Consider the following 23,533-nt stretch of genomic DNA (forward strand, 5'->3'; position numbering starts at 1 on the left):
GTGGAACCTGAAGGCGAACTCGACCGGCCCCGATTTCGTTCCGGGGAACTCCATGCGTAGAGGCAATGCAGAGTCCCGATGAGCTCATGGCGCTGGGATCGCCGCCCTCGCCTGCTGGCGTATCAGGGCATTGATGAAGCCGGCCCGGGCATCGGAATGGCCCTGCCCGCGCGGCTCCAGCACGTGACGGAGCAGGAACAGGCCGGTGAGCCGAAAGCCGTCCTGGAGATCCTGCTCGGTGAGATCGCTCGCGGTTTCGCCATGGCGCAGAAAGGGCGGCAGCCGCAACAGCCGGTCGCGCCACGGCTCGCCCGCGCCGCGCGACACCGCACCGCCGGATTTCGGCGACACGTAGATCAGGTCCGTGGTCTCGCCGGTCACCGCGCAATTGTCCAGCGCCAGGCCGAACCCCAGCTCGGCGAGCATCGCCAGCTCGAAATGGATCAGGTGCACGGCGGCGCTGCCGATATCCTCGAAATCGTCGAGCGAATGCTCGAGCAGCGCAAAGATCTCTTCGTGCGGATCGCGCTCCGGCAAGAGCCGCGCAACCGAGGCGAGATGGGTGACGCCATAGACCCCATGGGACGATGCCAGCAGCGTCGCCGCACGCAGCTTCAATCCCTCGACGGCATAGGTACCGAGATGCTCGTCGAGCCGCGCCCGCCACACCGCGCTGACGCTGTTGCCGGGCTGCAAGAGGGGCCGCATCCGCGAGCCGGCGCCGCCGCGGACGAGGCCGAGATGCCGGCCATGGGCGCGCGTCAAGAGCTCGACGATGGCGCTGCTTTCGCCATGCCGCCGCACCCCCAGCACGATGCCTTGGTCGGTCCATTCCATGGGAGAAGCCTAGCGGATTCCGCACTTCAATCGTAGGCCGGATTAGCCGAAGGCGTAATCCGCCGATCGTCTCCACGCAATAAGCGGTGGATTAAGCTTCGCCAATCCACCCTGCGCTAGCTTCACGCGTTGAACCAGCCCTGCGCATCGCCGGTGAAGGAGAAATAAAGGCCTATCGTGGTCAGCGCGCAGGAGACGATCTCGATGGCGCTGTCGAACTCCATGCCCTTCTCCCCGATGATCTGACCGAGCGAGATCACCGACAACACCAGGGCCGCCGCCAGCACCCAGCGCGGCCAGTTCTTGCGCCGATGCGCAGCGAGCCAGACGAAATAGACCAGCAGCAGAATCATGCCGCCGGCGAGCAAGGTCGCCGTCATGATCATCTGCTCGGTCATCTCGGCATTGGGCGTGCGGTCCTGCACCGCGACCGAGAGGGCATCCAGCATCAACGATGCATAGAGCAGCGCTTCGAAGCGCCGGACGTTGCTGGGCACGCTCATCGGATACCGATCTTTTCTTGGTTATTCCCTGGGGAAGTCCAGGCCCATCTCGCGGTAGCGATCGGGATCGTCGCCCCAGTTCTCGCGTACCTTGACGAACAGGAACAGATGCACCGGCACGTCGAGGATCTGCATCAGTTCCTTCCGTGAATCCGCGCCGATCGACTTGATGGTTGCGCCGCCCTTGCCGAGCACGATCTTGCGCTGGCTTTCGCGCTCGACAAAGATCGTCTGCTCGATCCGCACCGAATGATCCTTGCGCTCCTCCCATTGGTCGGTCTCGACCGTGGACTGGTAGGGCAATTCCTGGTGCAGCTTCTGATAGATCTTTTCGCGCGTGATCTCGGCCGCGAGTTGCCGCATCGGCGCGTCCGACATCTGGTCCTCGGGATAGAGGAACGGGCCCGGCGGCACCATTTCCGCGAGCGTCTTGCGGATGTCGTCGACGCCATCGCCCGAGATCGCCGAGATCATGAAGGTCCGCGCGAACTTCATGCGCTCGTTGGCGGCTTGCGCCAGCGCCAGCAGCTTCTCGCGCTGGACCAGGTCGACCTTGTTGATCACCAGGATCTTCTCGTGATTGACGCTGGCGGCCTTGGCGAGAATCGCCTCCGCTTCCTCGTCGATCCCCGTCTTGGCATCCAGCAGCACGCAGACGAGATCGGCGTCATGCGCCCCGCTCCAGGCGGTCGAGACCATGGCGCGGTCGAGCCGGCGCTTGGGCGAGAAGATGCCGGGCGTGTCGACCAGGATGATCTGCGCGTTGTTCTCGATGACGATGCCGCGGATCAGCGCGCGCGTGGTCTGCACCTTGCGCGAGACGATCGTGACCTTGGCGCCGACCAGCGCGTTGACCAGCGTGGACTTGCCGACATTCGGCGCGCCGATCAGCGCAACGAAGCCGCAGCGCGTCGCAGTGGGCTCCTCGCCGCTTGTTTCAGCCATCATTGCCGCCGCCAACGCCTTCACGCTCGATCATCACTGACGCTGCCACTTTCTCTGCCGCGCGCTTGCTGCCGCCGATACCTTCGGCCGGCGCCAGCCCCGGCAGATCGACCGCGACACGGAACTGCGGATCGTGATGCGGGCCGGTCCGCTCGACCTCGCGGTAAACAGGCGTCGGCAGTCCCTTGCCTTGCGCCCATTCCTGCAGCACGGTCTTGGGATCGCGCAAGGGACGGCGCGGCTTGTGCATGCGCTCGGTCCAGTTGCGCTTGACGAATTCGGCTGCCGCCGCATGGCCACCGTCGAGGAAGATGGCGCCGATCACGGCCTCGCAGATGTCGCCGAGCACCGACTTGCGCAGGCGCGCGTCGGCGCTGGGGCCGACCGAGCCCAGCTTGATGTCGTCGACCAGACCGAGCGACTTGGCGACGTCGGCGCAGCTTTCCTTGCGCACGAGCTCGGCGAGACGCTTGGACAGCTCGCCTTCGTCGGCGTTCGGGAAGGCGTGATAGAGCATGTCGGAGACGACGAGCCCGAGCACGTGGTCGCCGAGAAATTCCAGCCGCTGATAACTGTCGCCGCGCTTGCGTCCGGACTTCAGTGCCGAGACATGCGTGATCGCCTGCATCAAGAGGTTCGGGTCCGCAAAGCTGTGGCCGATGCGCGCCTCCAGCGCCGCGTTCGCATCCGTGCCCTTGGCCTTGCTGCTCCGCACCCGCTTCTTCTTCGCAGGCGGCGTCTTATCTACAGGCGCCTTGGTCGCGGCTTCCCCTTCGGGGCCCGCTTGTGCCTCGAGCGGCTGGGTCGCGATGTCCTTGGCTTCGTCTTTCATCGGACGATTTTGAAGAAACGATTCCAGCGTACCGCCCACGGCCAGCGCCAGAACATCCAGGCATGCTCGCCCTCGGCGATGGAGAAGAAGATCATCTGGGCGCGGCCTATCAAATTCTCCTGCGGCACGTAGCCGACCTGGCCGAGGAAGCGGCTGTCGGTGGAGTTGTCGCGATTGTCGCCCATCATGAAGAAGTGACCGGGCGGCACCGTGTAGATGTTGGTGTTGTCCATGTAGCCGTTGTCGGCGCAGTCGAGCGTCTCATAGGACACGCCGTTCGGCAGCGTCTCCTTCCAGCGCTTCACCCGGGAGATGCCGCCGCCTTCCGAGCCGCAGGGGTCCTCGCCGACATATTCGCTCATGCGCTGCCGCTCGACGGGCGTGTCGTTGATGTAGAGCAGACCGTCCCGCATCTGGACGCGGTCGCCGGGAAGGCCGATCACGCGCTTGATGTAGTCGGTGGAATCGTCCTTCGGCAGGCGGAACACGACGATGTCGCCGCGGTTCGGATCCGAGCCCCAGATTCGTCCCGAGAACAGCGGCGGCGAGAACGGAATCGAATAGTGGCTATAGCCGTAGGAATATTTCGAGACGAACAGATAGTCGCCGACCAGCAACGTCGCCTTCATCGAGCCGGACGGGATGTTGAAAGGCTGAAACAGGAAGGTGCGGATCACCAGCGCGATCAGGAGAGCATGAATGACGACCCGGATCGTTTCACCGACGCCGCTCTCAGTTTTCGTTCCTGAAGTCACGCTCATTGCTCTCTCAATTCCGGCCGGCGGTCACAGAACGCCCTCCTGGCGCGAACAGCCCATCGCTTCGCGGCCCATGGAGATTGTCCTGATTCTGATAGTGAGGGCCAATTCCGGCGTAAAGCCGAATTCGCCCAAGGCTGATTTGCGTCGGCGGACTTTTAGACGGTTGTCGGAGGCCACGCAATCAAGGATCGCATCAAAACTGAACAAGGTATTGATTTTAAACACGAATTATAAAATCGGACGGATCTCTTCAGGGCTTCGCCAGCGGCACTGCGGAAATGATGACAAAGGCCTGCGCCAACGGCCAGTCGTCGGTGATCGAAACGTCGATCCGCGCCTCGAACCCGTCCGGCGTCAGGGCCTGAAGCCGGGCCAGCGCGCCGCCGGTCAGTTGCATGGTCGGCCGCCCGCCCGGCAGGTTGACCACCCCCATGTCGCGCCACCAGACGCCGCGCCTGATGCCGGTGCCGAGCGCCTTGGAGCAGGCCTCCTTGGCGGCGAAGCGCTTGGCGTAGGTCGCCACCACCATCTTCTCGTTCTTGGCGCGCCGTTCCGCCTTGGCCCGCTCGGCCGCGGTGAAGATGCGGTCGAGGAAGCGCTCGCCATGGCGCTCGATCACCTTGGCCACGCGGGTGATGTCGATCAGGTCGGAGCCGATGCCGATGATCATGCCCGGCCCCGGCCACGGTCCATCGCCGCGCGCATGTTGCGCACGGTCTCGGCCAGACCCACGAACAGCGCCTCGCCGATCATGTAGTAGCCGATATTGAGCTCCATGATCTCAGGCAGGGCCGCGATCGTCTCCGCCGTGGCATAGTCGAGCCCGTGCCCGGCATGGACCTCGAGCCCGGCATCCTTGGCCAGCTTCGCCCCCGCCACGATCCGCCGCCATTCGGCCTCGGCCTTGTCGGTGTGGCCGTCGACGACGGCATCGCACCAGGCGCCGGTGTGGATCTCGATCACGGGCGCGCGCAGCCGTGCCGCCATTTCGATCTGGGCGGGATCGGCGGCGATGAACAGCGAGACCCGGATGCCGGCATCGTTCAGCCGCGCGATATAGGGCGCAAGCGCGTTGTGCTGGCCGACCACATCCAACCCGCCTTCGGTCGTCACCTCCTGGCGCCGCTCCGGAACCAGGCAGACCGCATGCGGCTTGGTGGCGAGCGAGATGCGCAGCATGTCGTCGGTCGCCGCCATCTCGAAATTGAGCGGCTTGGAGATCTCCGCCTTCAGCCGCGCCATGTCCTCGTCGCGGATGTGCCGGCGATCCTCGCGCAGATGCGCGGTGATGCCGTCGGCGCCGGCCTCGATCGCGAGCAGCGCCGCGCGCACCGGGTCCGGATTGCGGCCACCGCGCGCGTTACGCAGGGTCGCGACATGATCGACATTGACGCCGAGGCGGAGCGGAGTTGCGGGCATTTCAGGACTCACGAAATCAGGGCGACAGACGCATACGCAAGGCGTCTATCCATTAACACGTTCGACGCGGGCGACGACCGCCTTCGCGCGCAACTGAGCCAGGATCGCGCTCAGGTGCTTCAGATCGTAGACTTCGAGATCGATCGTCGTCTCCGTGAAGTCCGGCGAACGGCGCTGCATGCTGATGTTGTCGATGTTGCCGTCGTGCTCGGCGATCACGGTCGCGATCTGCGCCAGCGCGCCGGGCTCGTTGACGTTCTCCACCTTGATGCGGGCCGGGAAGCGCTGCGGCGCGGAATCCTCGATGTCCCAGCGGACGTCGAGCCAGCGCTCCGGCTCCTCCTCGAAATCCTTCAGGGCGGGCGCCTGGATCGGATAGATCGTGATGCCCTCGCCCGGCGTGACGATGCCGACGATGCGATCCCCGGGCACGGCGCCGCCGTTCGGAGCGAACTTCACCGGAAGGTCGGAATTGATGCCGCGGATCGGGATCGCAACCGGGCTGCGCGGTTCCGAGGACTTCTCCTTGAACTTGGCCGCAAGCCCCTTCTTGATGCCGTAGCGCGCGATCCGCTCCTCCTTGTAGTCCGGGTACATCGCACGCGCGACGTGCGACGCCTTGATCTCGCCGCGGCCCACCGCCGCCATGACGTCCTCGATCGAAGTGCGCGCGAGCCGCGGCAGCGCGCCCTTGAGCTTGTCGTCGGCATATTCGATCTTGGCGCGCTCGAACAGGCGCTCGACGATGCGCCGGCCGAGGCCGACATATTGATCGCGCACGGCGGTGCGCGTGGCGCGGCGGATCGCGGCGCGCGCCTTGCCGGTGACCGCGAGCGTCTCCCAGGCCGACGGCGGCGCCGATTGCGCTTCCGATGTCAGCACCTCGACCTCGTCGCCGTTCTGGAGTTCCGAGGACAGCGGCGCGAACTTGCCGTTGATCTTGCAGCCCACCGCGCTGTTGCCGACGTCGGTGTGCACCGCATAGGCGAAGTCGATCACGTTGGCGTGGCGCGGCAGCGCGATCAGCTTGCCCTTCGGGGTGAAGCAGAACACCTGGTCGTGGAACAGCTCGAGCTTGGTGTGCTCAAGGAATTCCTCGGGATTGGCGCTCTCGGAGAGGATTCCGATGGTGTGGCGCAGCCAGGCGAACGCGTTGGACTCGCGCTTAAGGTATTCGGTCGGCGAGCCCACGCCTTCCTTGTAGAAGACATGCGCGGCGATGCCGCGCTCGGCGATCTGGTCCATCGCCTCGGTGCGGATCTGGAGCTCGACGCGCTGGTTACCGGGACCGATCACCGTGGTGTGGATCGAGCGGTAGTCGTTCTGCTTCGGCGTCGAAATGTAGTCCTTGAAGCGCCCCGGCACGACCGGCCAGGTGGTGTGCACGATCCCGAGCGCGCGATAGCAGGCCTCGATATCGTTGACGACGAGGCGGAAGCCGAAGATGTCGGACAATTGCTCGAAGCCGACCGACTTGCGCTCCATCTTGGTCCAGATCGAGAACGGCTTCTTGCGGCGGCCATAGACCCGCGCGCCGAGCCCCCTGTGGCGCAGATTGTTGGAAAGCTGGTCCTCGATCTCGCCGATCAAGTTGCGGTTGCGCTCGGCGAGCGCGTCGAGCCGCTGCATCACCACCGAATAGGCTTCGGGATCGAGGGTGCGGAAGGACAGATCCTCCAGCTCCTCGCGCATTTCCTGCATGCCCATGCGCCCCGCCAGCGGCGCGTAGATGTCGAGCGTCTCCTCGGCGATGCGCCGGCGCGATTCCGGCGGCACGAAATCCAGCGTTCGCATGTTGTGCAGGCGGTCGGCGAGCTTGACCAGAAGCACGCGGACATCGTCGGCAATGGCCAGCAACAATTTGCGCAGGTTCTCGGCCTGCTTGGCCTCGCGCGACACCAGTTCGAGCCGCTTCAGCTTGGTCAGGCCCTCGACCAGCGCGCCGATCTCCGGCCCGAAGATCTGGTCGATCTCGGCCCGCGTCGCCTCGGTGTCCTCGATCGTATCGTGCAGCAGCGCGGCCACGATGGTGGCGTCGTCGAGCTTCAGGTCGGTGAGAATCGCCGCCACTTCGAGCGGGTGCGAGAAATACGGATCGCCCGAGGCGCGGGTCTGCGAACCATGCGCCTTCATGGCATAGACATAGGCACGGTTCAGCAGGTCTTCGTTGGTGTTGGGATTGTAGGATCTGACGCGCTCGACGAGGTCGTATTGACGCATCATACGCGCGCGGGGCCTTGCCGGGCGCGCGACCGGCGCAGTCGGGGCCACGGCAACCGATTCGGTTGCGGCCTGCATCTGCGTGGATCTGCGGCGCCGATATACCATTCCGTCCTGCCTTCAAACGGGCGCTGAGCCGGTCCGTTGTATACATCCTAGCTCCGATCGCGCTTGTGTCCGATCAATTCAGTGACAGGGCGCAGCGCCAACCGGCAACGTTATGGTAACCACGAAAACGTCAACAAAAGCAAAGGCCCGAACAAGGGTTCGGGCCTTTGATCAGATCACAAGGAGTCGATGGATCGCGACGGAGGAATCACTCGTCTTCCTCGGGCTGCTCCTCGGGAGGCGCGAGGCCTTCCAGACCCTTCAGGAGCTCCTCTTCGGTCATGCGCTCCACGGCGACTTCGGTGTCGTCGGCGTCGACGCTCGCCCCTGCGGAACCGATCAGCGGCACCGTATCCGGCTCAGGCTCGTCCACCTCGACGAACTTCTGGAGCGAGTGCACCAGCTCCTCGCGGAGGTCCTCCGGCGAGACCGTCGTCTCGGCAATTTCGCGCAAAGACACAACAGGGTTCTTGTCGTTATCGCGGTCAACCGTTAGTTGTGAACCGGACGAAATCATGCGGGCACGGTGGGCGGCCAGCAGGACCAAGTCAAACCGGTTGTCGACCTTGTCGATACAATCTTCTACGGTGACGCGAGCCATGGACTGTCGCTCCGTTGTGGGTGGGACGAAATATGTGGATGATTGGGGCTAGTTATAGGGGCCGGGACGATTTCGCAAGGCCAATTTGTGATTTGGCCTCGCCAAACGGCTCTGCTAACTGCACATTGGGGCTGGGACGGGTGGTTTTCCGGGCTGCCATCGAGGGCAGCCCCGGGTGTATGCAAGTCCGCCATAACTATACCTTGATTGCCACGGCTTCTCCGGACTTGCGGTTTCGACGGGTCTTAGCGGCACTCTAGACTGCGCGGCTTGCTGTCGCCGCGCCAACAATAAACGATCAATCACGAACGCTACGCGAGCAAACTGAATGTCACTTTCTCCTACCAACAAGATCGCGCTCTTCATCGATGGGGCCAATCTCTACGCGACCGCGAAGACTCTGGGCTTCGACATCGATTACAAGCGCCTGCTGAAGGAGTTTCAGAGCCGCGGGACGTTGTTGCGGGCGTTCTATTACACCGCCATCATCGAAGACCAGGAATACTCCTCGATCCGCCCGTTGATCGACTGGCTGGACTACAACGGCTACACCGTCGTCACCAAGGCAACCAAGGAATTCATCGACGCCTCCGGCCGACGCAAGGTCAAGGGCAACATGGACATCGAGCTCGCGGTGGACGCCATGGAGCTCGCCGAACACATTGACCAGATGGTGCTGTTCTCGGGTGACGGCGACTTCCGCTCCCTGGTCGAGGCCGTGCAGCGCCGCGGCGTGCGGGTCACGGTGATCTCCACCATCGCCAGCCAGCCGCCGATGATCGCCGACGAGCTGCGCCGCCAGGCTGACGTTTTTACCGACCTGGTCGAGCTGCAATCCAAGCTCGGCCGCGATCCGTCCGAGCGCCCCGCCCCGCGTGACCGCGGCGAGCGTGGCGAACGCCACCACGCCCCGCAATTCCTCCAGCGCGCAACCACGATTTCGCCGAGGGGCGGCGATGAAGACTTCGAGGAGTGAGGCGGCCCGGTCAAGCCGCCAACCTCTCGCCGTCGTTCCCGACCGTGACTGTCCGCTCTGTCCGCGCCTGGTCGCCTTTCGCGAGGCGAACCGCACACGCGAGCCATCGTGGCACAATGCGCCGGTTGCGCCGTTCGGCGACCTCAAGGCGCGCCTTTTGATCGTGGGCCTCGCGCCAGGAATGCAGGGCGCAAATCGCACGGGACGGCCGTTCACCGGCGATTATGCCGGCGACCTGCTCTACGCCACGCTGATCGAATACGGCTTTGCTAGGGGGACCTATCAGGCGCGTCCCGATGACGGCCTGAAACTGGTCGACTGCCGGATCGCCAATGCGGTGCATTGCGTGCCGCCGCAGAACAAGCCGCTGCCGGTCGAGATCAATACCTGCCGCCAGTTTCTCGTGGCGAATCTGGCGTCGATGCCGAACCTGCGCGCGATCGTCGCGCTCGGGCGGATTGCGCACGACAGCGTGCTCAAGCCGCTGAATCTGAAGGGCTCGCAGGCGCCCTTCGGCCACGGCGCCGTCCATCAGGCCGGCGCGTTCAAGCTCTACGACAGCTATCATTGCTCGCGCTACAACACGAACACCGGCGTGCTGACGCCAGACATGTTCCGGAGCGTTTTCGCGAAAGTGAAGGCCGGTCTCGATTAGAGCCTGATGTCGTCGAGCCGATCGGGTTTTGCCCTTATGGACGATCTAGGCCTTGGCGGGATTGGCCTTCAGCCAGTCGAGCACGTCGCCGGCGTTCCGGTCGGGTGGAAATACCGGATAGAACACATGGGTGATCCTGGCGTCGTCGACGATCAGCGCGAGGCGCTTGATCAGCGTCAGGCCTGCGACCTCCATGGTCGGCAGGTTCAAGGCGCGCGTGAGCGCCAGCTTCTCGTCCGAGAGCACCGGGAACGGCAGATGCAGGCGCGAGGCCATCTCGGTCTGGTACGCGTTGCTCTGGGTCGAGAGGCCGAACACGTGCGAGGCGCCGGCAGCTTTCAGCTCGGCGAACAGATCGCGAAATGCGCAAGTCTGGGGCGTGCAACCGCGCGCCCCCGGGATCATGTCCCAATCGTCGACCAGCGCGATCTTGCCGGGCTCGCCGGTGCGGGGATAGGCGAACACGACGGTGCGGCCGCGCAGCGCCGACAGCGTGACCGATGTGTCGTCGGTCGCGAGCATGTTGATCGGTGGCAACGTCATGCCCTCGAGATGCGCGGCGCCGCCGTCGTCGGAGGGTGCGGGAATCTGGCTCCAATCGACCTCGAGCAGGTTCCGTTGATTCATCGCGTCATCCCCTCGCCCGCATCAGCCGGCCCTTCTCCCGACTCCAGTCGCGCTTCTTCTCGGACTCGCGCTTGTCGTGCAGCTTCTTGCCTTTTGCAACCGCCAGCTGCAACTTGGCGCGCCCGCGCTCGTTGAAATAGAGCTTGAGCGGGATCAGCGTCATGCCCTCGCGGTCGACCGCACCCATCAGCTTGTTGATCTGGCGGCGGTGGAGAAGCAGTTTGCGCGGCCGCTTGGGCTCGTGATTGAATCGGTTGCCCTGGAGATATTCGGGAATGGTGGCGTTGATCAGCCAGATCTCGCCGTTCTTGGAATCGGCGTAGGATTCCGCAATCGTGCTCTTGCCGCTGCGGATCGATTTGACCTCGGTGCCGGTCAGCGCAATGCCCGCCTCGATCGTGTCCTCGATGGCGTAGTTGAAGCGGGCCTTGCGATTTTCCGCCATGACCTTGATCGGACGTTCGTTCTTATCGGCCATGTCGGGCAAACCTGCTTGTGAGATGCGCGCGGAATCTAACAGTTCGGATGAAGCGCGCGCGTCACTTCTTGAGGAGATCGCGGATCTCGGTCAGCAGTTCGACCTCGGCCGACGGCTTCGGCGGAGCGGCCGGCGCCGCCTCTTCCCTGCGCTTCAGCGTGTTGATGGCGCGGATCACCAGGAACAGCACGAAGGCAATGATCATGAAGTTGATCGTCAGCGTGAGAAAGCTGCCCCAAGCCAGCACGGCGCCTTGCTTTTTCGCATCAGCTAAGTTGGTGGCTGTGACCTTCGCCGACAAGGGGGTGAAGTAATTCGAGAAGTCGAGGCCGCCGGTGACGGCACCGATGATCGGCATGATCACGTCGCCGACCAGCGAATTGACGATGCCGCCGAAGGCTGCACCGATGATGACGCCGACCGCGAGGTCGACGACGTTGCCTTTCATGGCGAACTCGCGGAACTCCTTGAGCATCCGCCTGCCCTTTTCCTCGACCGCGCTCATGAAACGCTCCCCCGGAAAAGCTAACGCCTCAGTTGATCAGACCCGCGTGCACCATCGCGCTGCGCACGGCAACGCGGGTCGGCTCGGAGACCGGCACCATCGGCAGCCGCAGCGTCTCGTCCAGCTTGCCGAGCAGCGACATCGCGTACTTGATCGGCGCCGGATTGCTCTCGATGAAGAGGTTGTTGTGCAGCGGCATCAGCTTGTCGTGGATCGCGAGCGCCGCCTTGGTGTCGCCCTTCTGCCAGGCGGCGTGGAAATCCGAGCACAGGCGCGGCGCGACGTTCGAGGTCACCGAGATGCAGCCATGGCCGCCATGGGCCATGTAGCCGATGATGGTGGCGTCCTCGCCCGAGAGCTGGTTGAAATCCTCGCCCATCGCCGCGCGCTGCTGCGACACGCGAACCATGCTGGCGGTGGCGTCCTTGACGCCGGCGATGTTCTTCAGCTCCCACAGCCGCTTCATGGTGTCGACCGACATGTCGATCACTGAGCGCGGCGGGATGTTGTAGATGATGATCGGAATCCCGATCGCATCGTTGATCGCCTTGAAGTGCTGGTACATCCCTTCCTGGGTCGGCTTGTTGTAGTAGGGCGTGACGATCAACACGGCGTCCGCACCCGCCTTTTCGGCGTGCTGGGAGAGCTCGACAGCCTCCTTGGTCGAGTTGGAGCCGGCACCCGCGATGATCGGCACACGCCCCTTGGCTTCAGCGATGCACCATTCGACGACCTTCTTGTGCTCGTCATGGCTGAGCGTCGGGCTCTCGCCGGTGGTGCCGACCGGGACCAAGCCATTGGTCCCCTCCGAAATCTGCCAATTGACCAGGGATCGGAACGCCGCCTCGTCCAGCGAGCCGTTCTTGAACGGCGTGACCAAGGCGGTGAAAGACCCCCGGAATTTCGTCTTGGCTGCCATGGACTTCCTCCGTACGCGGCTATCTCTTGAGCAAGCCCCATTCATATCGGGTCTATCCTGCCGGTAAAAGGCCCGCTTCTGGGTGAGGGCAACGTTTAGGCCGCGATTTTGCCGCGGTGATGGTGCAAATCGGCCCGAGGTAAGCGGCTGTTGGTATTTTGTCCGCATATTCAATCAAACTTAGCTAGGTCTTGAGCCACTTCACTGATTCGGGGCGACGAAACGCCGTGACCTCCTTTGCTCGTGCCGCATGGCGATCCACCGGTCTGGCCGTGTGCCTGACGGCAGGGCTGTCGCTGGGTTGCGCCGCCCTCGCCAAGTCCAATGAGACGGCCGCGGAGACCGCCAAGGAGACAGGCAAGGAGACCGCGAAGCCAGCGGCCAAGGACGCCGCGAAAGGACCGGTCAAGGGCTCGACCAAGGAAACAGCGAAGGAAACGGCCAAAGGTACAGTCAAGGGAACCGGCAAGGAGGCAGCGAAGGGCAAGGGTACGGCTGGCACACCGGCCAAGGAAGCCGCCAAGACGCCAGCCAAGGATGCTGCCGGTCGGGAACCCGCGAAGGACAAGCCGAAACCCGCAGCAGCAGCGCCCTCGCCAAAATCACACCCGACGAGCAACGGGTCGCCCGCAAAAACCGCACCCGTGACGGCCACCGTCAGGCCCACCGCCCCGGCCGCCGCCAGACCGGTCGCAGCTCCCGTGCTGGCCCCTGCGACCCGCCAGCATGCGGCGCCGCGCAAGCCGGTTATCCCGGCCGCGGTCGCGGCGACATCGTCGACGTCGCAAGCCGACAAGGACACGCTGGAGAGCGTCATCGAGCTCGTACGCAAGCGCAAGGCCGGCGATGCCACCAATGCCGCGGCCGGCATTTCGGATCCGGTCGCGCGAAAGCTCGCCGAATGGATCATCCTGCGCAGCGAGGACAACGGCGCGACCGTGGAACGCTACCGGGCCTTCCTCTCCGCCAATCCGAGCTGGCCATCGCAGACCTTCCTGCGCCGGCGCCTCGAGGCCGCGATGTGGGACGACAGGCGCGACGATTCGGTCGCGTGGTCGTGGTTCGAGAACGAGTCTCCGATCTCCGCCAAGGGCCGCTTCACGCTCGCCAAGGCGATGCTGGCGCGCGGCGACCGCGCCAATGCCGAGCGGCTGGTGCGCGAGGCCTGGCGCAGCGATCCTATGTCGGAGGACACCGAGAACAACGCGCTCGACCAGTTCGGTGCCCTGCTGACGGCGGGCGACCAGAAAGCGCGGATGGATACCCTGCTTTACGGCAGCGAGACCGAGGCGGCGCTCCGCGCCGCAAAGCGCCTCGGCGCCGGCTATGTCGCGCTCGCCAGGGCCCGCATCGCCGCCGTGAAGAAAGCGCCGAACGCGCGGGCGCTGCTCGACGCGGTACCGCGCGAGCTGCACAATGACCCCGGCTTCATCTTCAGCAAGATCCAGATCCTGCGCCGCGAGGAGAAGTTCGCCGAGGCTGCCCAGCTGATGCTGTCGGCGCCGAAGGATCCGGGCCGCCTCCACAATCTCGACGAATGGTGGATCGAGCGGCGCCTCCTGGCGCGCAAGATGATCGACACCGAGGAATTCCGCACGGCCTATCTGATCGCGCGCGATGCCGCCCTGCCCTCGCGCGACATCTACAAGACCGAGCAGGAGTTCACCGCCGGGTGGATCGCGCTGCGATTCCTCAACGACCCCGCGACCGCCACCCAGCATTTTGCCCGCATCGGCGTCGGCAGCGTCAATCCGACCGCGCTGGCGCGGGCCGGCTACTGGCAGGGCCGCGCCGCGGAAGCTTTGGGCCGCCAGCAGGAGGCGCGCAACGCCTATGCCCGCGCGGCCGAGCAGTCGACCAGCTATTACGGCCAGCTCGCCCGAGCCAAACTCGGCCTGCCGCAGATCGAGCTCAACAGCCAGCCGCGCGGGCGCGGCGCCGGGCGGCTGGAGATCGTGCGCGCTGCGCAACTGCTCTACGAGCTCGACGAGCGCGAGTTCGCGGTGCCCATGCTCGCCGACATGGGCGAGAACGGCGATCCCGAAGTGCTTGCCGGCCTTGGCGAGCTCGCCCAGCGCCACAGCGACGCGCGCGGCATGCTGCTGCTCGGCAAAGCCGCGCTCAATCGCGGCCTGCCGTTCGACTTCTATGCCTACCCGGTCAACGGCATTCCGCAGTTCACGCCGATCGGCCCCGAGGTCGAGCGCAGCATCGTTTATGCGATCGCGCGACAGGAGAGCGCGTTCAATCCGCGTGTGGTTTCACCGGCGCAGGCCTATGGACTGATGCAGGTGACGCCGGACGCCGCCCGCTATGTCTGCAAGCGCCACGGCGCAATCTACGACCTGGGGCGGCTGAAGAACGATTCGGTCTACAACGCCACGCTCGGCTCGGCCGAGCTCGGCGGATTGCTCGAGGATTATCGCGGCTCCTACATCATGACCTTCGCCGCCTACAATGCCGGCCGCGGCAGCGTGAGGAAGTGGGTCGGGCGTTACGGCGATCCGCGCGACCCGAAGGTCGACGCGGTCGACTGGGTCGAGCTGATTCCGTTCTCCGAGACGCGCAACTACGTGCAGCGGATCATGGAGAACCTTCAGGTCTACCGCGCCCGTTTCGGGGGCGGCACGCGGTTACAGATCGAGGCTGACCTACGACGGGGCGTCGGAAGCGTCGAGTGACGCTGCCCCGTTCCGATTTGCGGCCGAGCATGAGGGCGAGCGCCGCCCTCGTCAGGACCTGCGTCGCCGAGGCATAGCCGGCGACCGACCACGATCCTCAGCGAGCCCTTTCGACCCGCACCGCGAGCGCTGCGACGGTTGCGGCCTGGTCGGCACGTTCACCGGTGCCGCGGCTGGAAGATGAAGGCGTGATCGCTCCTGCGGCAAGGGCCACATCGTCGGGGCGTTTTTACGGCTGGGCCGGGCCCCGGCAGGCCTTCGCTGCGTGCCTCGGCCGGAGACAGCTTGCAGCGCGCACCCTGCACAGTGACTTCCATCAGGTCGCAGCAAAGAACGACGAAATCAACGCAGAGCGGCGCACCAGCTCGGCCCAACGCGCGACGCGAGAATCAGCACGGCCGGCAAAAGAAAAACCCCGGCGGTTGCCCGCCGGGGTTCTCTGTCAGGTCGTTAGACCGAACTTACCAGTTGCGCTGAGCGCGGAGGAGCAGGGTGAACGAGTCCTGATCCTTGAGCTCGTAGGCCGCGACAGGCTTAGCCAAGGCCGCACTGGCGCCAGCAGCGGTGACCGTTCCAGCTGCGTACTTCTGGTCCAGATGGGTCCAGTTGAAGTCGGCCGAGAAGGTCAGGTTCTTGACCGGGGTCCAGCGGGTGATGAGACCCAGCTGAGCGATGTTGTAGTCGGGGTTACAGGAAGTCGAGGCAATGCCGAGAGCAACCGAGATGGTGCCACCCACGCCGCACATCGCGGTCTTCGCTGCGCCGCTGTAGCGAACTCCAGCGTACGCACCGTAGATAGCCGTGTTCCAGTACGGATCCCAGTTGTGGGTGTACGCACCGCGCATACCCCAGGTCTGGACCAGCTCCAGGCCACCACCGGTCACGAACACCGCGTCAGGCGCGAAGGCAATGCCGAGGCTCTGATACGCACCGGCCAAGCCCGTGCTGCCGTAGCTCGTCCAAGCACCCGCGCCACCGGCGAGGTCCTGGATGTTGTAACGGGTCGCACCGTCGGTGTAGACGCCCTGGATGTTGATCGTGTCACCCGCACCGGTCGGGATGTTCTTGATCGACAAAGCCAGCTGAGCCGCCCAACCCCACTTGTCGCCGGGATGACCGGTGACTTCGGTGGCGCCGTAGTAGCCCGCATGGTTCTCATGAGCCGCAACCGACGCCTGGAACAGACCCCAAGCCTGGTCGACGCGAACCATGGCAACGAGGTCCGGCGAGCGCGAGCCGGCGGTATCGTTGGTGCCGTAGCCGAAGGTGCCCGGCACAGCGAGGTTGTTGATACCAGCCTGATAGTACTGGACCTGATCCTGCGCCGAGAACGACGCCGTGATGCCCTGACCGAAGTCAGCGGTGTAGGTGAACTGGTTGACGCCGGTAACCGTGCCACCGCCGCCGACGAGACCGTCGAAGTTGTTGCCGGGATAGTTGGTCCAGGGAGCGGAGAACTGGGAGACCGCCTTACCCATCGTGAAGCCAGCGAACTGGATGAAGGCGTAGTACACGCCAAGCGCACCACCGGCCACCGAGCCGCTGCCCGAGGTACCCGCGGGAGCCGAGTCGTACGCGGTCGTACCGCCACCGGTGTAACCGCCGGTCGTCCACGAGAAGGTCGCATCGAAGAACGTGCGGACCACGCCGTATTCGGTCGCGGTGCGGGTATCGATGTTGAGATCTTCACGAGCCCGCATGGTGTAGTAGTTGCTGAGGCGGTTGTGAGCGCCAGCAGCGCCGCTGAACGCGCCGTTGTAGACGCTGTTGGTGCCCAGCGCGACTTCAGCGCGCAGATAACCACCCAGCTTGATGCAAGTGTCCGTGCCCGGGATGTAGTAGAATCCGGCTCCGTACAGGGAGCAGATCTTCACGTATTCGACCGCCTTGGCCTTCACGGGCAGATCGGCTGCCTGCGCTCCGCCCACGGCGATAAGACCCGCCGCTGAGCCGAGCAAAAGGCTCTTAACCAACTTCATGTTAAACCTCCAAGTTGCTCTTCAGGGATGGTCACTGACCGGACGGCCAATTTCCCCAACCCCCTCTAAATCACCGCTCTGGGCCCCTTCGCGCCTTCGGACACACCCGCATGAACGCGAGGGACTTAAGCGAAAGACCTAAACGGGACGACCTCGGGATGCCCCCCTCCGTCGCTCAGTCACAATTACCGAACGCCCTTGCACACACAACAACAGAACGCTCCGAAGCGGGCCGATGAAGCGTGTTTTCCGAAGGGTGTTGCACAAATAACACGCGGATGTGATCGAACCGCCCTCGCAACGCATTGTATTTACTTATATTTTTTAGACGGTTCCATTTGCCTTCAGAATTCCCCACATGAGGCGCCCAGCCGAGACCTCGGCCTGGAAGGGCTTTTGACGGGCTCGAATCGTGGAATCAGAAAGGAGACTCAATGAGGGGGTCAACCGCCTCCGCAGCAGCCAGTTTGATGCAGGCAGGGCCACTGCTGCGCCTAATGTAGCCGGCAAACACTCTTTATAGAGGCGGGATTATGTTCCAGCCTTGCGTCCGTTCTCCCGGCGCCACACTCTCGCCCCGAGAACAAGGCCCGCCTGGCCTGGAAAATCACTGGGAATATTCGAGCGAAAACACTCGCTTCCAAATTGACCGGCCCAAGTAATTAGAGGCATAAGGCTCGCACCGGAGAGGTGGCCGAGTGGCTGAAGGCAACGCTTTGCTAAAGCGTCATACGGTCTCAAGCTGTATCGAGGGTTCGAATCCCTCCCTCTCCGCCACCCAGCAGCAGAATCAATCAAGGTCTCTGCGTTCCTTCAGCTGAAAGCGATCGCGAAGCCGGCACAAAAGCCTGCGCCAGGATGAGCACAGCGAGCTCGGCCCGATTCGCGTGCTCCTTATATATGTGTGCGCGCACCTAGATACCGGATCGCCATATCCGCCAATGCGAGGGCGATATCAGCACAGCCTCGCCGGCCCAGACATTGAACCAGACGCCGCCCTTGCGCCGGCACGGAAATGACCAGGGCGCAATTCCCGTCTTGTGCAGACGCCCGAGTTCCAGATCGCACTCGTCGGGAGCGATCTGAATCGGAAGCCATCGCCCATTCGTGTCTTGGTCACCCATGCCGTCCGGTCTTATGCGGCGGCACGACGAGGAAGCTTGATTCAGCGCAACCGGGCCCACCCGTGCAACCACGGGTCAGACGCGTTTCTCATCTCAGTGCGCAGAGACCCAGGCCCTCGCCTCGCGCTGGGCCACCGAGATCTCGGCATCCGACATCTGCCCGGCGACTTCCTGGCGCAGCGCCACGGCGTCCTTGCGGCCCTTCAACGCGGCGAGGTTGAACCATTTGTGCGCGGCGACGAGATCGACGATCCCGGAGCGGCCGCTCGCCCAATAGATCCCGCGCTCGAACAGCACGTCCGACAGCGCGCTCGCGTCGATCGGCGTTGCCGTCTCCAGATCGAAGGTACCCTGAAACATCACGCATCCCCTTTATTCTTGTGCCGTCTCGCTCCACCGAGCGCGGCTCCCGTCCAAACAACTGCTCAACTCTTCCCCATGCCGTTTGCCGGCTTGTTGGAGGCGATGATGGCGGGCAAATTTGAATGGCAGTTTAAGTATCGCGATGAAGCAGACGTAAACGCGAGCGCGCGAGGCGCGTCCGCGAAATTCAGAAAGTCCCTGATTTGCAGGCACTTCTGCAATTCGTCAGATTCGGTTTACCCTGGGATCTTGGGACATCGATAACCATCGCGCACGGTGGCGCGTCTCATGTGCCGCCCCACCCTCTGTCGTCACCCGCAACCCGGCTACGCCAAGGCTTCGCCGGGCCATGCGGTCTCAGGCCGCCGAAGCTTCAGCGAAGGCGGCAGGCGGGTGACCCTATCCCGGAAGCAGCAGTGATCCGCCGAGAAGCTGCGGCGTACTGGATCGCCGGGTCGAGGCCAGGCAATGACACCGCACACGTGGAACAACCCGCGGACTGCGGCAGGCACCCGACGACATGCGCGCAGCCCTACGCCTGCTCGATGGCAGCGCGGCCGCGTCGCGGTCAGATCAGCAATGTGTGGGGGAAAAGGAATGCCGGCAATACCCCGGCCTCAGGAGAACGAGGGCGTCGGCGAACACGTCAGGACCAGATTCCACTTGGGCCCGAAGGCCTCTCGTGAAATTGCGGAGCCCTTGAGGAGAACCGCACCGAACGAAGAAAACTCGTTTCTTCTGCCGGACCGCGAAAGAGAACGGTCCGACCGTTGACCTGATGTCTCGCCGACACCCTCTATCGTCGACCAGAACCCTCTAGGAGGCGCTGATGACGTGCCGGCTATCTGGAGCCGGCAACTTCAGAAGCGAAGTTACTTCTTCTTCTTGGCGACCTTGCGGGTCTTCTTCGCAGTCTTCTTCACTGCGCTCTTCGCCTTCTTCGCCTTCGCCTTCTTCGCTTTCTTGGCCATGTTGCCCTCCGATGTGTGAGATGGCTTTAATCGCTGCGTGCACTCGGGGATCGAATGCACTTCATCCCGAATACACCAACACGAAGAAAAAAACAGCTTCTCGCTTAAAGAAGTGTTGACGGCGCAACGCGCCTGCGCTTGGCGAGCGCGACGCAAACGCACCGCACGACCTGCACCTGCGATCACGGAGAACAGGCGCATCGTCGATGTTCGCGACAGATGCGATTGCAGGAAAACACTATGCAGCAAGTATTTTTCTGCACGCGCACATCGCGCGCGATCGACGCGACGATGCGCACCGCCATTCCCCCGATCACCTCGCAGAGGCGCTTCGCGGACTCTGAGTCGCGACTTTTGGCAACGAAAAAATTTTCTTCGTTAACGGCGCGAACGCTCGCCGGAGCGCGTGCAAGTCACCGTTTTGCGCGAATCGCGCACCGGCGATTCGGTCGCCGCGACGCTGTCGATCGGGATGAAGTTTGCTGCCGAGGATGCGCGCGAACGTCGCAGCGAGAACCGAAAGCGAGGTGACGAAGCGTGTCCGTCACCTCGTTCGAACGCGCGAGGCTAGAGGCCGAGCTTGGACTTGAGCAGGTCGTTGACGCTCTGCGGGTTGGCCTTGCCGCCGGACGCCTTCATCACCTGACCGACGAACCAGCCGAGCGACTGCGGCTTGTCCTTGACCTGCGCGGCCTTGTCGGGATTGGCCGCGATGATGTCGTCGACCACCTTCTCGATCGCCGAAAGATCCGTCACCTGCTTCATGCCGCGGCTTTCGACCAGCGCGCGGGGATCGCCGCCTTCCTGCCAGACGATCTCGAACAGATCCTTGGCGATCTTGCCGGAGATCGTGCCCTCGCCGATCAGGTCGATGATCGCTGCCAGCTGCTCCGCATTGACCGGAGAGCCCGTAATATCCCGGCCTTCCTTGTTGAGACGGCCGAACAGCTCGTTGATCACCCAGTTCGCCGCCATCTTGCCGTCGCGGGCGCGATTGGCGATCTTGTCGAGCACCGTCTCGTAGAACACCGCGCTCTCGCGCTCGGCGACCAGCACGCTCGCGTCGTAAGCCGACAGGCCGAAGTCGGCGACGAAGCGGGTCTTCTTCTGGTCCGGCAGCTCCGGCAGCTCAGCCTTCAGCGCGTCGACGAACTCCTGGCCGAACTCCAGCGGCAGCAGGTCGGGATCGGGGAAGTAGCGGTAGTCGTGCGCCTCTTCCTTGGACCGCATCGAACGCGTCTCGCCCTTGTTGGGGTCATAGAGCCGCGTTTCCTGGTCGATCTGGCCGCCGTCCTCGAGGATCTCGATCTGCCGCCGCGCCTCGTACTCGATCGCCTGGCCGATGAAGTTGATCGAGTTCATGTTCTTGATCTCGCAGCGGGTGCCGAGCGGCCCGCCCGGCTTGCGCACCGAGACGTTGACGTCTGCGCGCAAGGATCCCTTCTCCATGTCACCGTCGCAGGTGCCGAGATAGCGCAGGATCGAGCGCAGCTTGGTCACATAGGCCTTGGCCTGCTCCGCGTCGCGGATGTCCGGCTTTGACACGATCTCCATCAGCGCCACGCCGCAGCGGTTGAGATCGACATTGGACAAGGTCGGCGACCGGTCGTGCAGCAACTTGCCGGCGTCCTGCTCCAGATGCAGCCGCTCGATGCCGACGGTGACGCTGCGGCCGCCGTCGAGCTCGACCAGCACCTCGCCTTCGCCGACGACCGGCGATTTGTACTGGCTGATCTGGTAGCCCTGCGGCGAGTCCGGATAGAAATAGTTCTTCCGGTCGAACACCGAACGCAGATTGATCCTGGCGTTCAGACCGAGCCCGGTTCGGACAGCCTGCCTGACGCACTCCTCGTTGATCACGGGCAGCATGCCCGGCATCGCCGCATCGACCAGCGACACGTGCGTGTTCGGCTCGCCGCCGAATGCCGTCGAGGCGCCCGAGAACAGCTTCGAGTTCGAGGTCACCTGGGCATGGATCTCCATGCCGATGACCATCTCCCAGTCACCGGTTGCGCCCTTGAGAAGCTTGTGCGTGGCCGTGCTCATGTCCTGCTCCCGAGCAGCGTGGCAGCGATCCGCTCCCACTCCGCCTGTAATGAATCCTTTGCCGCCGGCTGGCCGGCCTGGCGATACCAGTAGCCGGCATTGCCGAGATCGCCTTCGGCGCGGTGCAGATAGGCGTGCACCCAGGCCGCATCACGGCTGCTCTCGTCCTGAACGATCTTGTGGGCGCGGTCCCAGTCCCCCTTCGCGGCCCACCAGAGGCCGGCGAGCGGCGCGTTCAGATCCGGCGCCGGCGCCGCGCCGCCGAGGCTCGCGATGAAGGCCGCGACATTCACCACCACCTCTCGGGCGTGAAGCGGCCGGCAGCCTGCTCGATCACCTCGCCGAGCGAGAACAGCGTCTCCTCGTCGAACGGACGGCCGATCAGTTGCAGGCCGAGCGGCAGGCCCTGCGCGTCCTTGCCGGCGGGCACGGCGATGCCCGGGAGGCCCGCCATGTTTACGGTCACCGTGAAGATGTCGTTGAGATACATCTCGACCGGATCGGCGCCGCCCTTCTCGCCGATGCCGAAGGCCGCCGACGGCGTCGCGGGGGTGAGGATCGCGTCGACGCCTTTCGCGAAGCAATCCTCGAAATCCTTCTTGATCAGCGTCCGCACTTTTTGCGCGCGCAGATAATAGGCGTCGTAATAGCCAGCCGAGAGCACATAGGTGCCGATCATGACGCGGCGCTTCACCTCGGCGCCAAAGCCTTCGGCACGGGTGTTCTCGTAGAGCTCGATGATGTTCCTGCCCGGCTCGCGCAGGCCGTAGCGCACGCCGTCATAGCGCGCGAGGTTGGAGGAGGCCTCCGCCGGCGCCACGATGTAATAGGCCGGCAGCGCATATTTGGTGTGCGGCAGCGAGACCTCGACGAGCTCGGCGCCGGCGCTCCTGAGCCAGTCCGCGCCTGCTTGCCACAGCTTCTCGATCTCGGCCGGCATGCCGTCGAGCCGATACTCCCTGGGAATGCCGATCTTCATGCCCTTCACGGACTTGCCGATCGCGGTCTCGTAGTCCGGCACGGGAATGTCGACCGAGGTCGTGTCCTTGGGGTCATGGCCCGCCATCGAGCGCAGCAGCATCGCGGCATCGCGGACGCTGCGTGCGATCGGACCGGCCTGGTCGAGCGAGGAGGCAAAGGCGACGATGCCCCAGCGCGAGCAGCGGCCATAGGTCGGCTTAATGCCGACGGTCGCGGTGAACGCCGCCGGCTGGCGGATCGAGCCGCCGGTGTCGGTCGCGGTCGCGCCCATGCACAGCAGCGCGGCGACGGCCGAAGCCGAACCGCCGGACGAGCCGCCCGGCACCAGCGTGGTGTTGCTGCCGTCGCGCCGCCAGGGATTGCCGACGGGCCCGAAGCAGGAGGTCTCGTTCGACGAACCCATCGCGAACTCGTCGTTGTTGAGCTTGCCGAGCATCACGGCGCCGTCGCGCCAGAGCTGCGAGGTGACGGTGGACTCGTAGGTCGGCACGAAATTGCCGAGGATCTTCGAGCACGCCGTGGTGCGCACGCCCTTGGTCGCGAACAGATCCTTGATGCCGAGCGGAATGCCGGCGAGCGGGCCGGCATCGCCCTTGGCGATCTTGCTGTCCGCCGCGCGCGCCATCGCGCGCGCCTGGTCGGGCGTCTCCATCACGAAGGCATTGAGCACGCGCGCGGCCTCGATCGCGCTCAGATGCGCGTCGGTCAGCTCGAGCGACGTGAAAGTCTTGTCGGCGAGACCCTTGCGGGCCTCGGCGAGCGTCAGCGATGTCAAATTGGTCATTTATTGATCGGGCTGCAGAAGAACGGAGACAGGGTCTTGTCGTTGGCCGGGTCGTCTTTTCTGGCGGCGGCTTTCGCAGCGGCCTCGATCTCGTCGAGCACGGCATTGACGGCGACATTGGGGTCGGCAGCCTTGCCCTGCCGCTCCATCTTGTCGAGGTAATTCATGTAGGCCTGATAGGCCTTTTCATCGTCGCAAAGCAGACACATCGGACCACG

The 23,533-nt window shown here is 64.2% G+C and carries 23 protein-coding genes and 1 tRNA gene; 4 read left to right on the plus strand and 20 right to left on the minus strand.

The annotated features are described in order from the left end of the window. Positions 1 to 84: 84 nt before the first annotated feature. The 10 genes from recO to rpoZ form a co-directional block, all read right to left on the minus strand. Positions 85 to 837 carry a DNA repair protein RecO gene (recO, locus tag ACSHT2_RS05395; protein WP_440640691.1) on the minus strand — a complete coding sequence of 251 codons (753 nt, stop codon included), beginning with the start codon at positions 835 to 837 and terminating at the stop codon, positions 85 to 87. Positions 838 to 959: 122 nt separating this feature from the next. Continuing rightward, positions 960 to 1,340: a hypothetical protein gene (locus ACSHT2_RS05400; RefSeq protein ID WP_271529414.1), complete on the minus strand. Its 381-nt coding sequence runs from the start codon at positions 1,338 to 1,340 to the stop codon at positions 960 to 962. Positions 1,341 to 1,361: 21 nt separating this feature from the next. Continuing rightward, positions 1,362 to 2,288, minus strand: a complete 927-nt coding sequence (gene era, locus ACSHT2_RS05405; RefSeq protein ID WP_440640692.1) for a GTPase Era — start codon at positions 2,286 to 2,288, stop codon at positions 1,362 to 1,364. Then, positions 2,278 to 3,117 carry a ribonuclease III gene (gene rnc / locus ACSHT2_RS05410; RefSeq protein WP_440640693.1) on the minus strand — a complete coding sequence of 280 codons (840 nt, stop codon included), beginning with the start codon at positions 3,115 to 3,117 and terminating at the stop codon, positions 2,278 to 2,280. Before rnc ends, era begins: the two co-directional genes overlap by 11 nt. After that, positions 3,114 to 3,878, minus strand: coding sequence for a signal peptidase I (gene lepB / locus ACSHT2_RS05415; RefSeq protein ID WP_440640694.1), 765 nt, complete (start codon positions 3,876 to 3,878; stop codon positions 3,114 to 3,116). Before lepB ends, rnc begins: the two co-directional genes overlap by 4 nt. A 24-nt stretch (positions 3,879 to 3,902) precedes the next feature. Beyond that, positions 3,903 to 4,103, minus strand: coding sequence for a hypothetical protein (locus tag ACSHT2_RS05420; RefSeq protein WP_440640695.1), 201 nt, complete (start codon positions 4,101 to 4,103; stop codon positions 3,903 to 3,905). Between the two features lie 25 nt (positions 4,104 to 4,128). Next, positions 4,129 to 4,548 carry a holo-ACP synthase gene (acpS, locus tag ACSHT2_RS05425; RefSeq protein ID WP_440640696.1) on the minus strand — a complete coding sequence of 140 codons (420 nt, stop codon included), beginning with the start codon at positions 4,546 to 4,548 and terminating at the stop codon, positions 4,129 to 4,131. Next, positions 4,545 to 5,297: a pyridoxine 5'-phosphate synthase gene (locus tag ACSHT2_RS05430; protein WP_440640697.1), complete on the minus strand. Its 753-nt coding sequence runs from the start codon at positions 5,295 to 5,297 to the stop codon at positions 4,545 to 4,547. Before ACSHT2_RS05430 ends, acpS begins: the two co-directional genes overlap by 4 nt. Before the next feature lie 45 nt (positions 5,298 to 5,342). Continuing rightward, the gene (locus tag ACSHT2_RS05435; protein WP_440640698.1) at positions 5,343 to 7,625 is read right to left on the minus strand and encodes a RelA/SpoT family protein; all 2,283 of its coding nucleotides are present in this window, start codon (positions 7,623 to 7,625) and stop codon (positions 5,343 to 5,345) included. A gap of 208 nt (positions 7,626 to 7,833) precedes the next feature. Then, positions 7,834 to 8,226 carry a DNA-directed RNA polymerase subunit omega gene (rpoZ, locus tag ACSHT2_RS05440; RefSeq protein WP_166815658.1) on the minus strand — a complete coding sequence of 131 codons (393 nt, stop codon included), beginning with the start codon at positions 8,224 to 8,226 and terminating at the stop codon, positions 7,834 to 7,836. A 328-nt stretch (positions 8,227 to 8,554) separates the two neighbouring features. Between rpoZ and ACSHT2_RS05445 the strand changes: the two genes are divergently transcribed. Continuing rightward, complete coding sequence (locus ACSHT2_RS05445; protein WP_319327739.1) at positions 8,555 to 9,202, plus strand: LabA-like NYN domain-containing protein; 648 nt, start codon at positions 8,555 to 8,557, stop codon at positions 9,200 to 9,202. Beyond that, complete coding sequence (locus ACSHT2_RS05450; RefSeq protein ID WP_319327737.1) at positions 9,183 to 9,857, plus strand: uracil-DNA glycosylase; 675 nt, start codon at positions 9,183 to 9,185, stop codon at positions 9,855 to 9,857. Before ACSHT2_RS05445 ends, ACSHT2_RS05450 begins: the two co-directional genes overlap by 20 nt. 45 nt (positions 9,858 to 9,902) lie before the next feature. Here ACSHT2_RS05450 and ACSHT2_RS05455 read toward each other — a convergent pair whose 3' ends face one another. From ACSHT2_RS05455 to dapA, 4 genes are all read right to left on the minus strand, one after another. Beyond that, entirely contained in the window at positions 9,903 to 10,484 is a 582-nt protein-coding gene (locus tag ACSHT2_RS05455) for a peroxiredoxin (RefSeq protein WP_440640699.1), read from the minus strand. A gap of 4 nt (positions 10,485 to 10,488) precedes the next feature. Next, the gene (smpB, locus tag ACSHT2_RS05460) at positions 10,489 to 10,962 is read right to left on the minus strand and encodes an SsrA-binding protein SmpB (RefSeq protein ID WP_271529422.1); all 474 of its coding nucleotides are present in this window, start codon (positions 10,960 to 10,962) and stop codon (positions 10,489 to 10,491) included. Between the two features lie 61 nt (positions 10,963 to 11,023). Continuing rightward, entirely contained in the window at positions 11,024 to 11,437 is a 414-nt protein-coding gene (gene mscL / locus ACSHT2_RS05465) for a large conductance mechanosensitive channel protein MscL (RefSeq protein ID WP_440642771.1), read from the minus strand. A 58-nt stretch (positions 11,438 to 11,495) separates the two neighbouring features. After that, a complete protein-coding gene (gene dapA, locus ACSHT2_RS05470; RefSeq protein WP_440640700.1) occupies positions 11,496 to 12,386 on the minus strand; it encodes a 4-hydroxy-tetrahydrodipicolinate synthase in 891 nt (296 codons plus the stop codon). Between the two features lie 227 nt (positions 12,387 to 12,613). Between dapA and ACSHT2_RS05475 the strand changes: the two genes are divergently transcribed. After that, positions 12,614 to 15,067: a transglycosylase SLT domain-containing protein gene (locus ACSHT2_RS05475; protein ID WP_440640701.1), complete on the plus strand. Its 2,454-nt coding sequence runs from the start codon at positions 12,614 to 12,616 to the stop codon at positions 15,065 to 15,067. Between the two features lie 461 nt (positions 15,068 to 15,528). Here the strand turns inward: ACSHT2_RS05475 and ACSHT2_RS05480 are convergent, their stop codons facing one another. Continuing rightward, on the minus strand, positions 15,529 to 17,046 hold the full coding sequence (locus tag ACSHT2_RS05480) for a porin (protein ID WP_440640702.1): 1,518 nt from the start codon (positions 17,044 to 17,046) through the stop codon (positions 15,529 to 15,531). 684 nt (positions 17,047 to 17,730) lie between these two features. Here ACSHT2_RS05480 and ACSHT2_RS05485 point away from each other — a divergent pair. Next, positions 17,731 to 17,823, plus strand: a tRNA-Ser gene (locus ACSHT2_RS05485). A 440-nt stretch (positions 17,824 to 18,263) separates the two neighbouring features. Here the strand turns inward: ACSHT2_RS05485 and ACSHT2_RS05490 are convergent. From ACSHT2_RS05490 to ACSHT2_RS05510, 5 genes are all read right to left on the minus strand, one after another. Next, positions 18,264 to 18,530, minus strand: a complete 267-nt coding sequence (locus ACSHT2_RS05490) for a hypothetical protein (protein WP_319327693.1) — start codon at positions 18,528 to 18,530, stop codon at positions 18,264 to 18,266. A 1,541-nt stretch (positions 18,531 to 20,071) separates the two neighbouring features. Then, positions 20,072 to 21,550 (minus strand): Asp-tRNA(Asn)/Glu-tRNA(Gln) amidotransferase subunit GatB, encoded by a 1,479-nt coding sequence (gene gatB, locus ACSHT2_RS05495; protein WP_440640703.1) that lies wholly within the window; start codon positions 21,548 to 21,550, stop codon positions 20,072 to 20,074. After that, entirely contained in the window at positions 21,547 to 21,849 is a 303-nt protein-coding gene (locus ACSHT2_RS05500; RefSeq protein ID WP_440640704.1) for a hypothetical protein, read from the minus strand. Before ACSHT2_RS05500 ends, gatB begins: the two co-directional genes overlap by 4 nt. Then, positions 21,840 to 23,315: an Asp-tRNA(Asn)/Glu-tRNA(Gln) amidotransferase subunit GatA gene (gene gatA, locus ACSHT2_RS05505; protein ID WP_440640705.1), complete on the minus strand. Its 1,476-nt coding sequence runs from the start codon at positions 23,313 to 23,315 to the stop codon at positions 21,840 to 21,842. The genes ACSHT2_RS05500 and gatA overlap by 10 nt, the downstream gene beginning before the upstream one ends. After that, the gene (locus ACSHT2_RS05510; RefSeq protein WP_074119612.1) at positions 23,312 to 23,524 is read right to left on the minus strand and encodes a hypothetical protein; all 213 of its coding nucleotides are present in this window, start codon (positions 23,522 to 23,524) and stop codon (positions 23,312 to 23,314) included. Before ACSHT2_RS05510 ends, gatA begins: the two co-directional genes overlap by 4 nt. Between the last annotated feature and the right edge of the window lie 9 nt (positions 23,525 to 23,533).

Source organism: Bradyrhizobium sp. PUT101 (genome assembly GCF_052043945.1).
Classification (GTDB): domain Bacteria; phylum Pseudomonadota; class Alphaproteobacteria; order Rhizobiales; family Xanthobacteraceae; genus Bradyrhizobium.

Excerpts from the sequence above, each read along its gene's own strand:
- acpS (WP_440640696.1), bottom strand. The coding sequence starts at position 4,548 with ATGATCATCGGCATCGGCTCCGACCTGATCGACATCACCCGCGTGGCC.
- recO (WP_440640691.1), bottom strand. The coding sequence starts at position 837 with ATGGAATGGACCGACCAAGGCATCGTGCTGGGGGTGCGGCGGCATGGC.
- rpoZ (WP_166815658.1), bottom strand. The coding sequence starts at position 8,226 with ATGGCTCGCGTCACCGTAGAAGATTGTATCGACAAGGTCGACAACCGG.
- ACSHT2_RS05400 (WP_271529414.1), bottom strand. The coding sequence starts at position 1,340 with ATGAGCGTGCCCAGCAACGTCCGGCGCTTCGAAGCGCTGCTCTATGCA.
- rnc (WP_440640693.1), bottom strand. The coding sequence starts at position 3,117 with ATGAAAGACGAAGCCAAGGACATCGCGACCCAGCCGCTCGAGGCACAA.
- ACSHT2_RS05455 (WP_440640699.1), bottom strand. The coding sequence starts at position 10,484 with ATGAATCAACGGAACCTGCTCGAGGTCGATTGGAGCCAGATTCCCGCA.
- gatA (WP_440640705.1), bottom strand. The coding sequence starts at position 23,315 with ATGACCAATTTGACATCGCTGACGCTCGCCGAGGCCCGCAAGGGTCTC.
- mscL (WP_440642771.1), bottom strand. The coding sequence starts at position 11,437 with ATGCTCAAGGAGTTCCGCGAGTTCGCCATGAAAGGCAACGTCGTCGAC.
- lepB (WP_440640694.1), bottom strand. The coding sequence starts at position 3,878 with ATGAGCGTGACTTCAGGAACGAAAACTGAGAGCGGCGTCGGTGAAACG.
- ACSHT2_RS05430 (WP_440640697.1), bottom strand. The coding sequence starts at position 5,297 with ATGCCCGCAACTCCGCTCCGCCTCGGCGTCAATGTCGATCATGTCGCG.
- ACSHT2_RS05490 (WP_319327693.1), bottom strand. The coding sequence starts at position 18,530 with ATGTTTCAGGGTACCTTCGATCTGGAGACGGCAACGCCGATCGACGCG.
- ACSHT2_RS05450 (WP_319327737.1), top strand. The coding sequence starts at position 9,183 with ATGAAGACTTCGAGGAGTGAGGCGGCCCGGTCAAGCCGCCAACCTCTC.
- ACSHT2_RS05510 (WP_074119612.1), bottom strand. The coding sequence starts at position 23,524 with ATGTGTCTGCTTTGCGACGATGAAAAGGCCTATCAGGCCTACATGAAT.
- era (WP_440640692.1), bottom strand. The coding sequence starts at position 2,288 with ATGATGGCTGAAACAAGCGGCGAGGAGCCCACTGCGACGCGCTGCGGC.
- ACSHT2_RS05480 (WP_440640702.1), bottom strand. The coding sequence starts at position 17,046 with ATGAAGTTGGTTAAGAGCCTTTTGCTCGGCTCAGCGGCGGGTCTTATC.
- ACSHT2_RS05435 (WP_440640698.1), bottom strand. The coding sequence starts at position 7,625 with ATGGTATATCGGCGCCGCAGATCCACGCAGATGCAGGCCGCAACCGAA.
- gatB (WP_440640703.1), bottom strand. The coding sequence starts at position 21,550 with ATGAGCACGGCCACGCACAAGCTTCTCAAGGGCGCAACCGGTGACTGG.
- smpB (WP_271529422.1), bottom strand. The coding sequence starts at position 10,962 with ATGGCCGATAAGAACGAACGTCCGATCAAGGTCATGGCGGAAAATCGC.
- dapA (WP_440640700.1), bottom strand. The coding sequence starts at position 12,386 with ATGGCAGCCAAGACGAAATTCCGGGGGTCTTTCACCGCCTTGGTCACG.
- ACSHT2_RS05445 (WP_319327739.1), top strand. The coding sequence starts at position 8,555 with ATGTCACTTTCTCCTACCAACAAGATCGCGCTCTTCATCGATGGGGCC.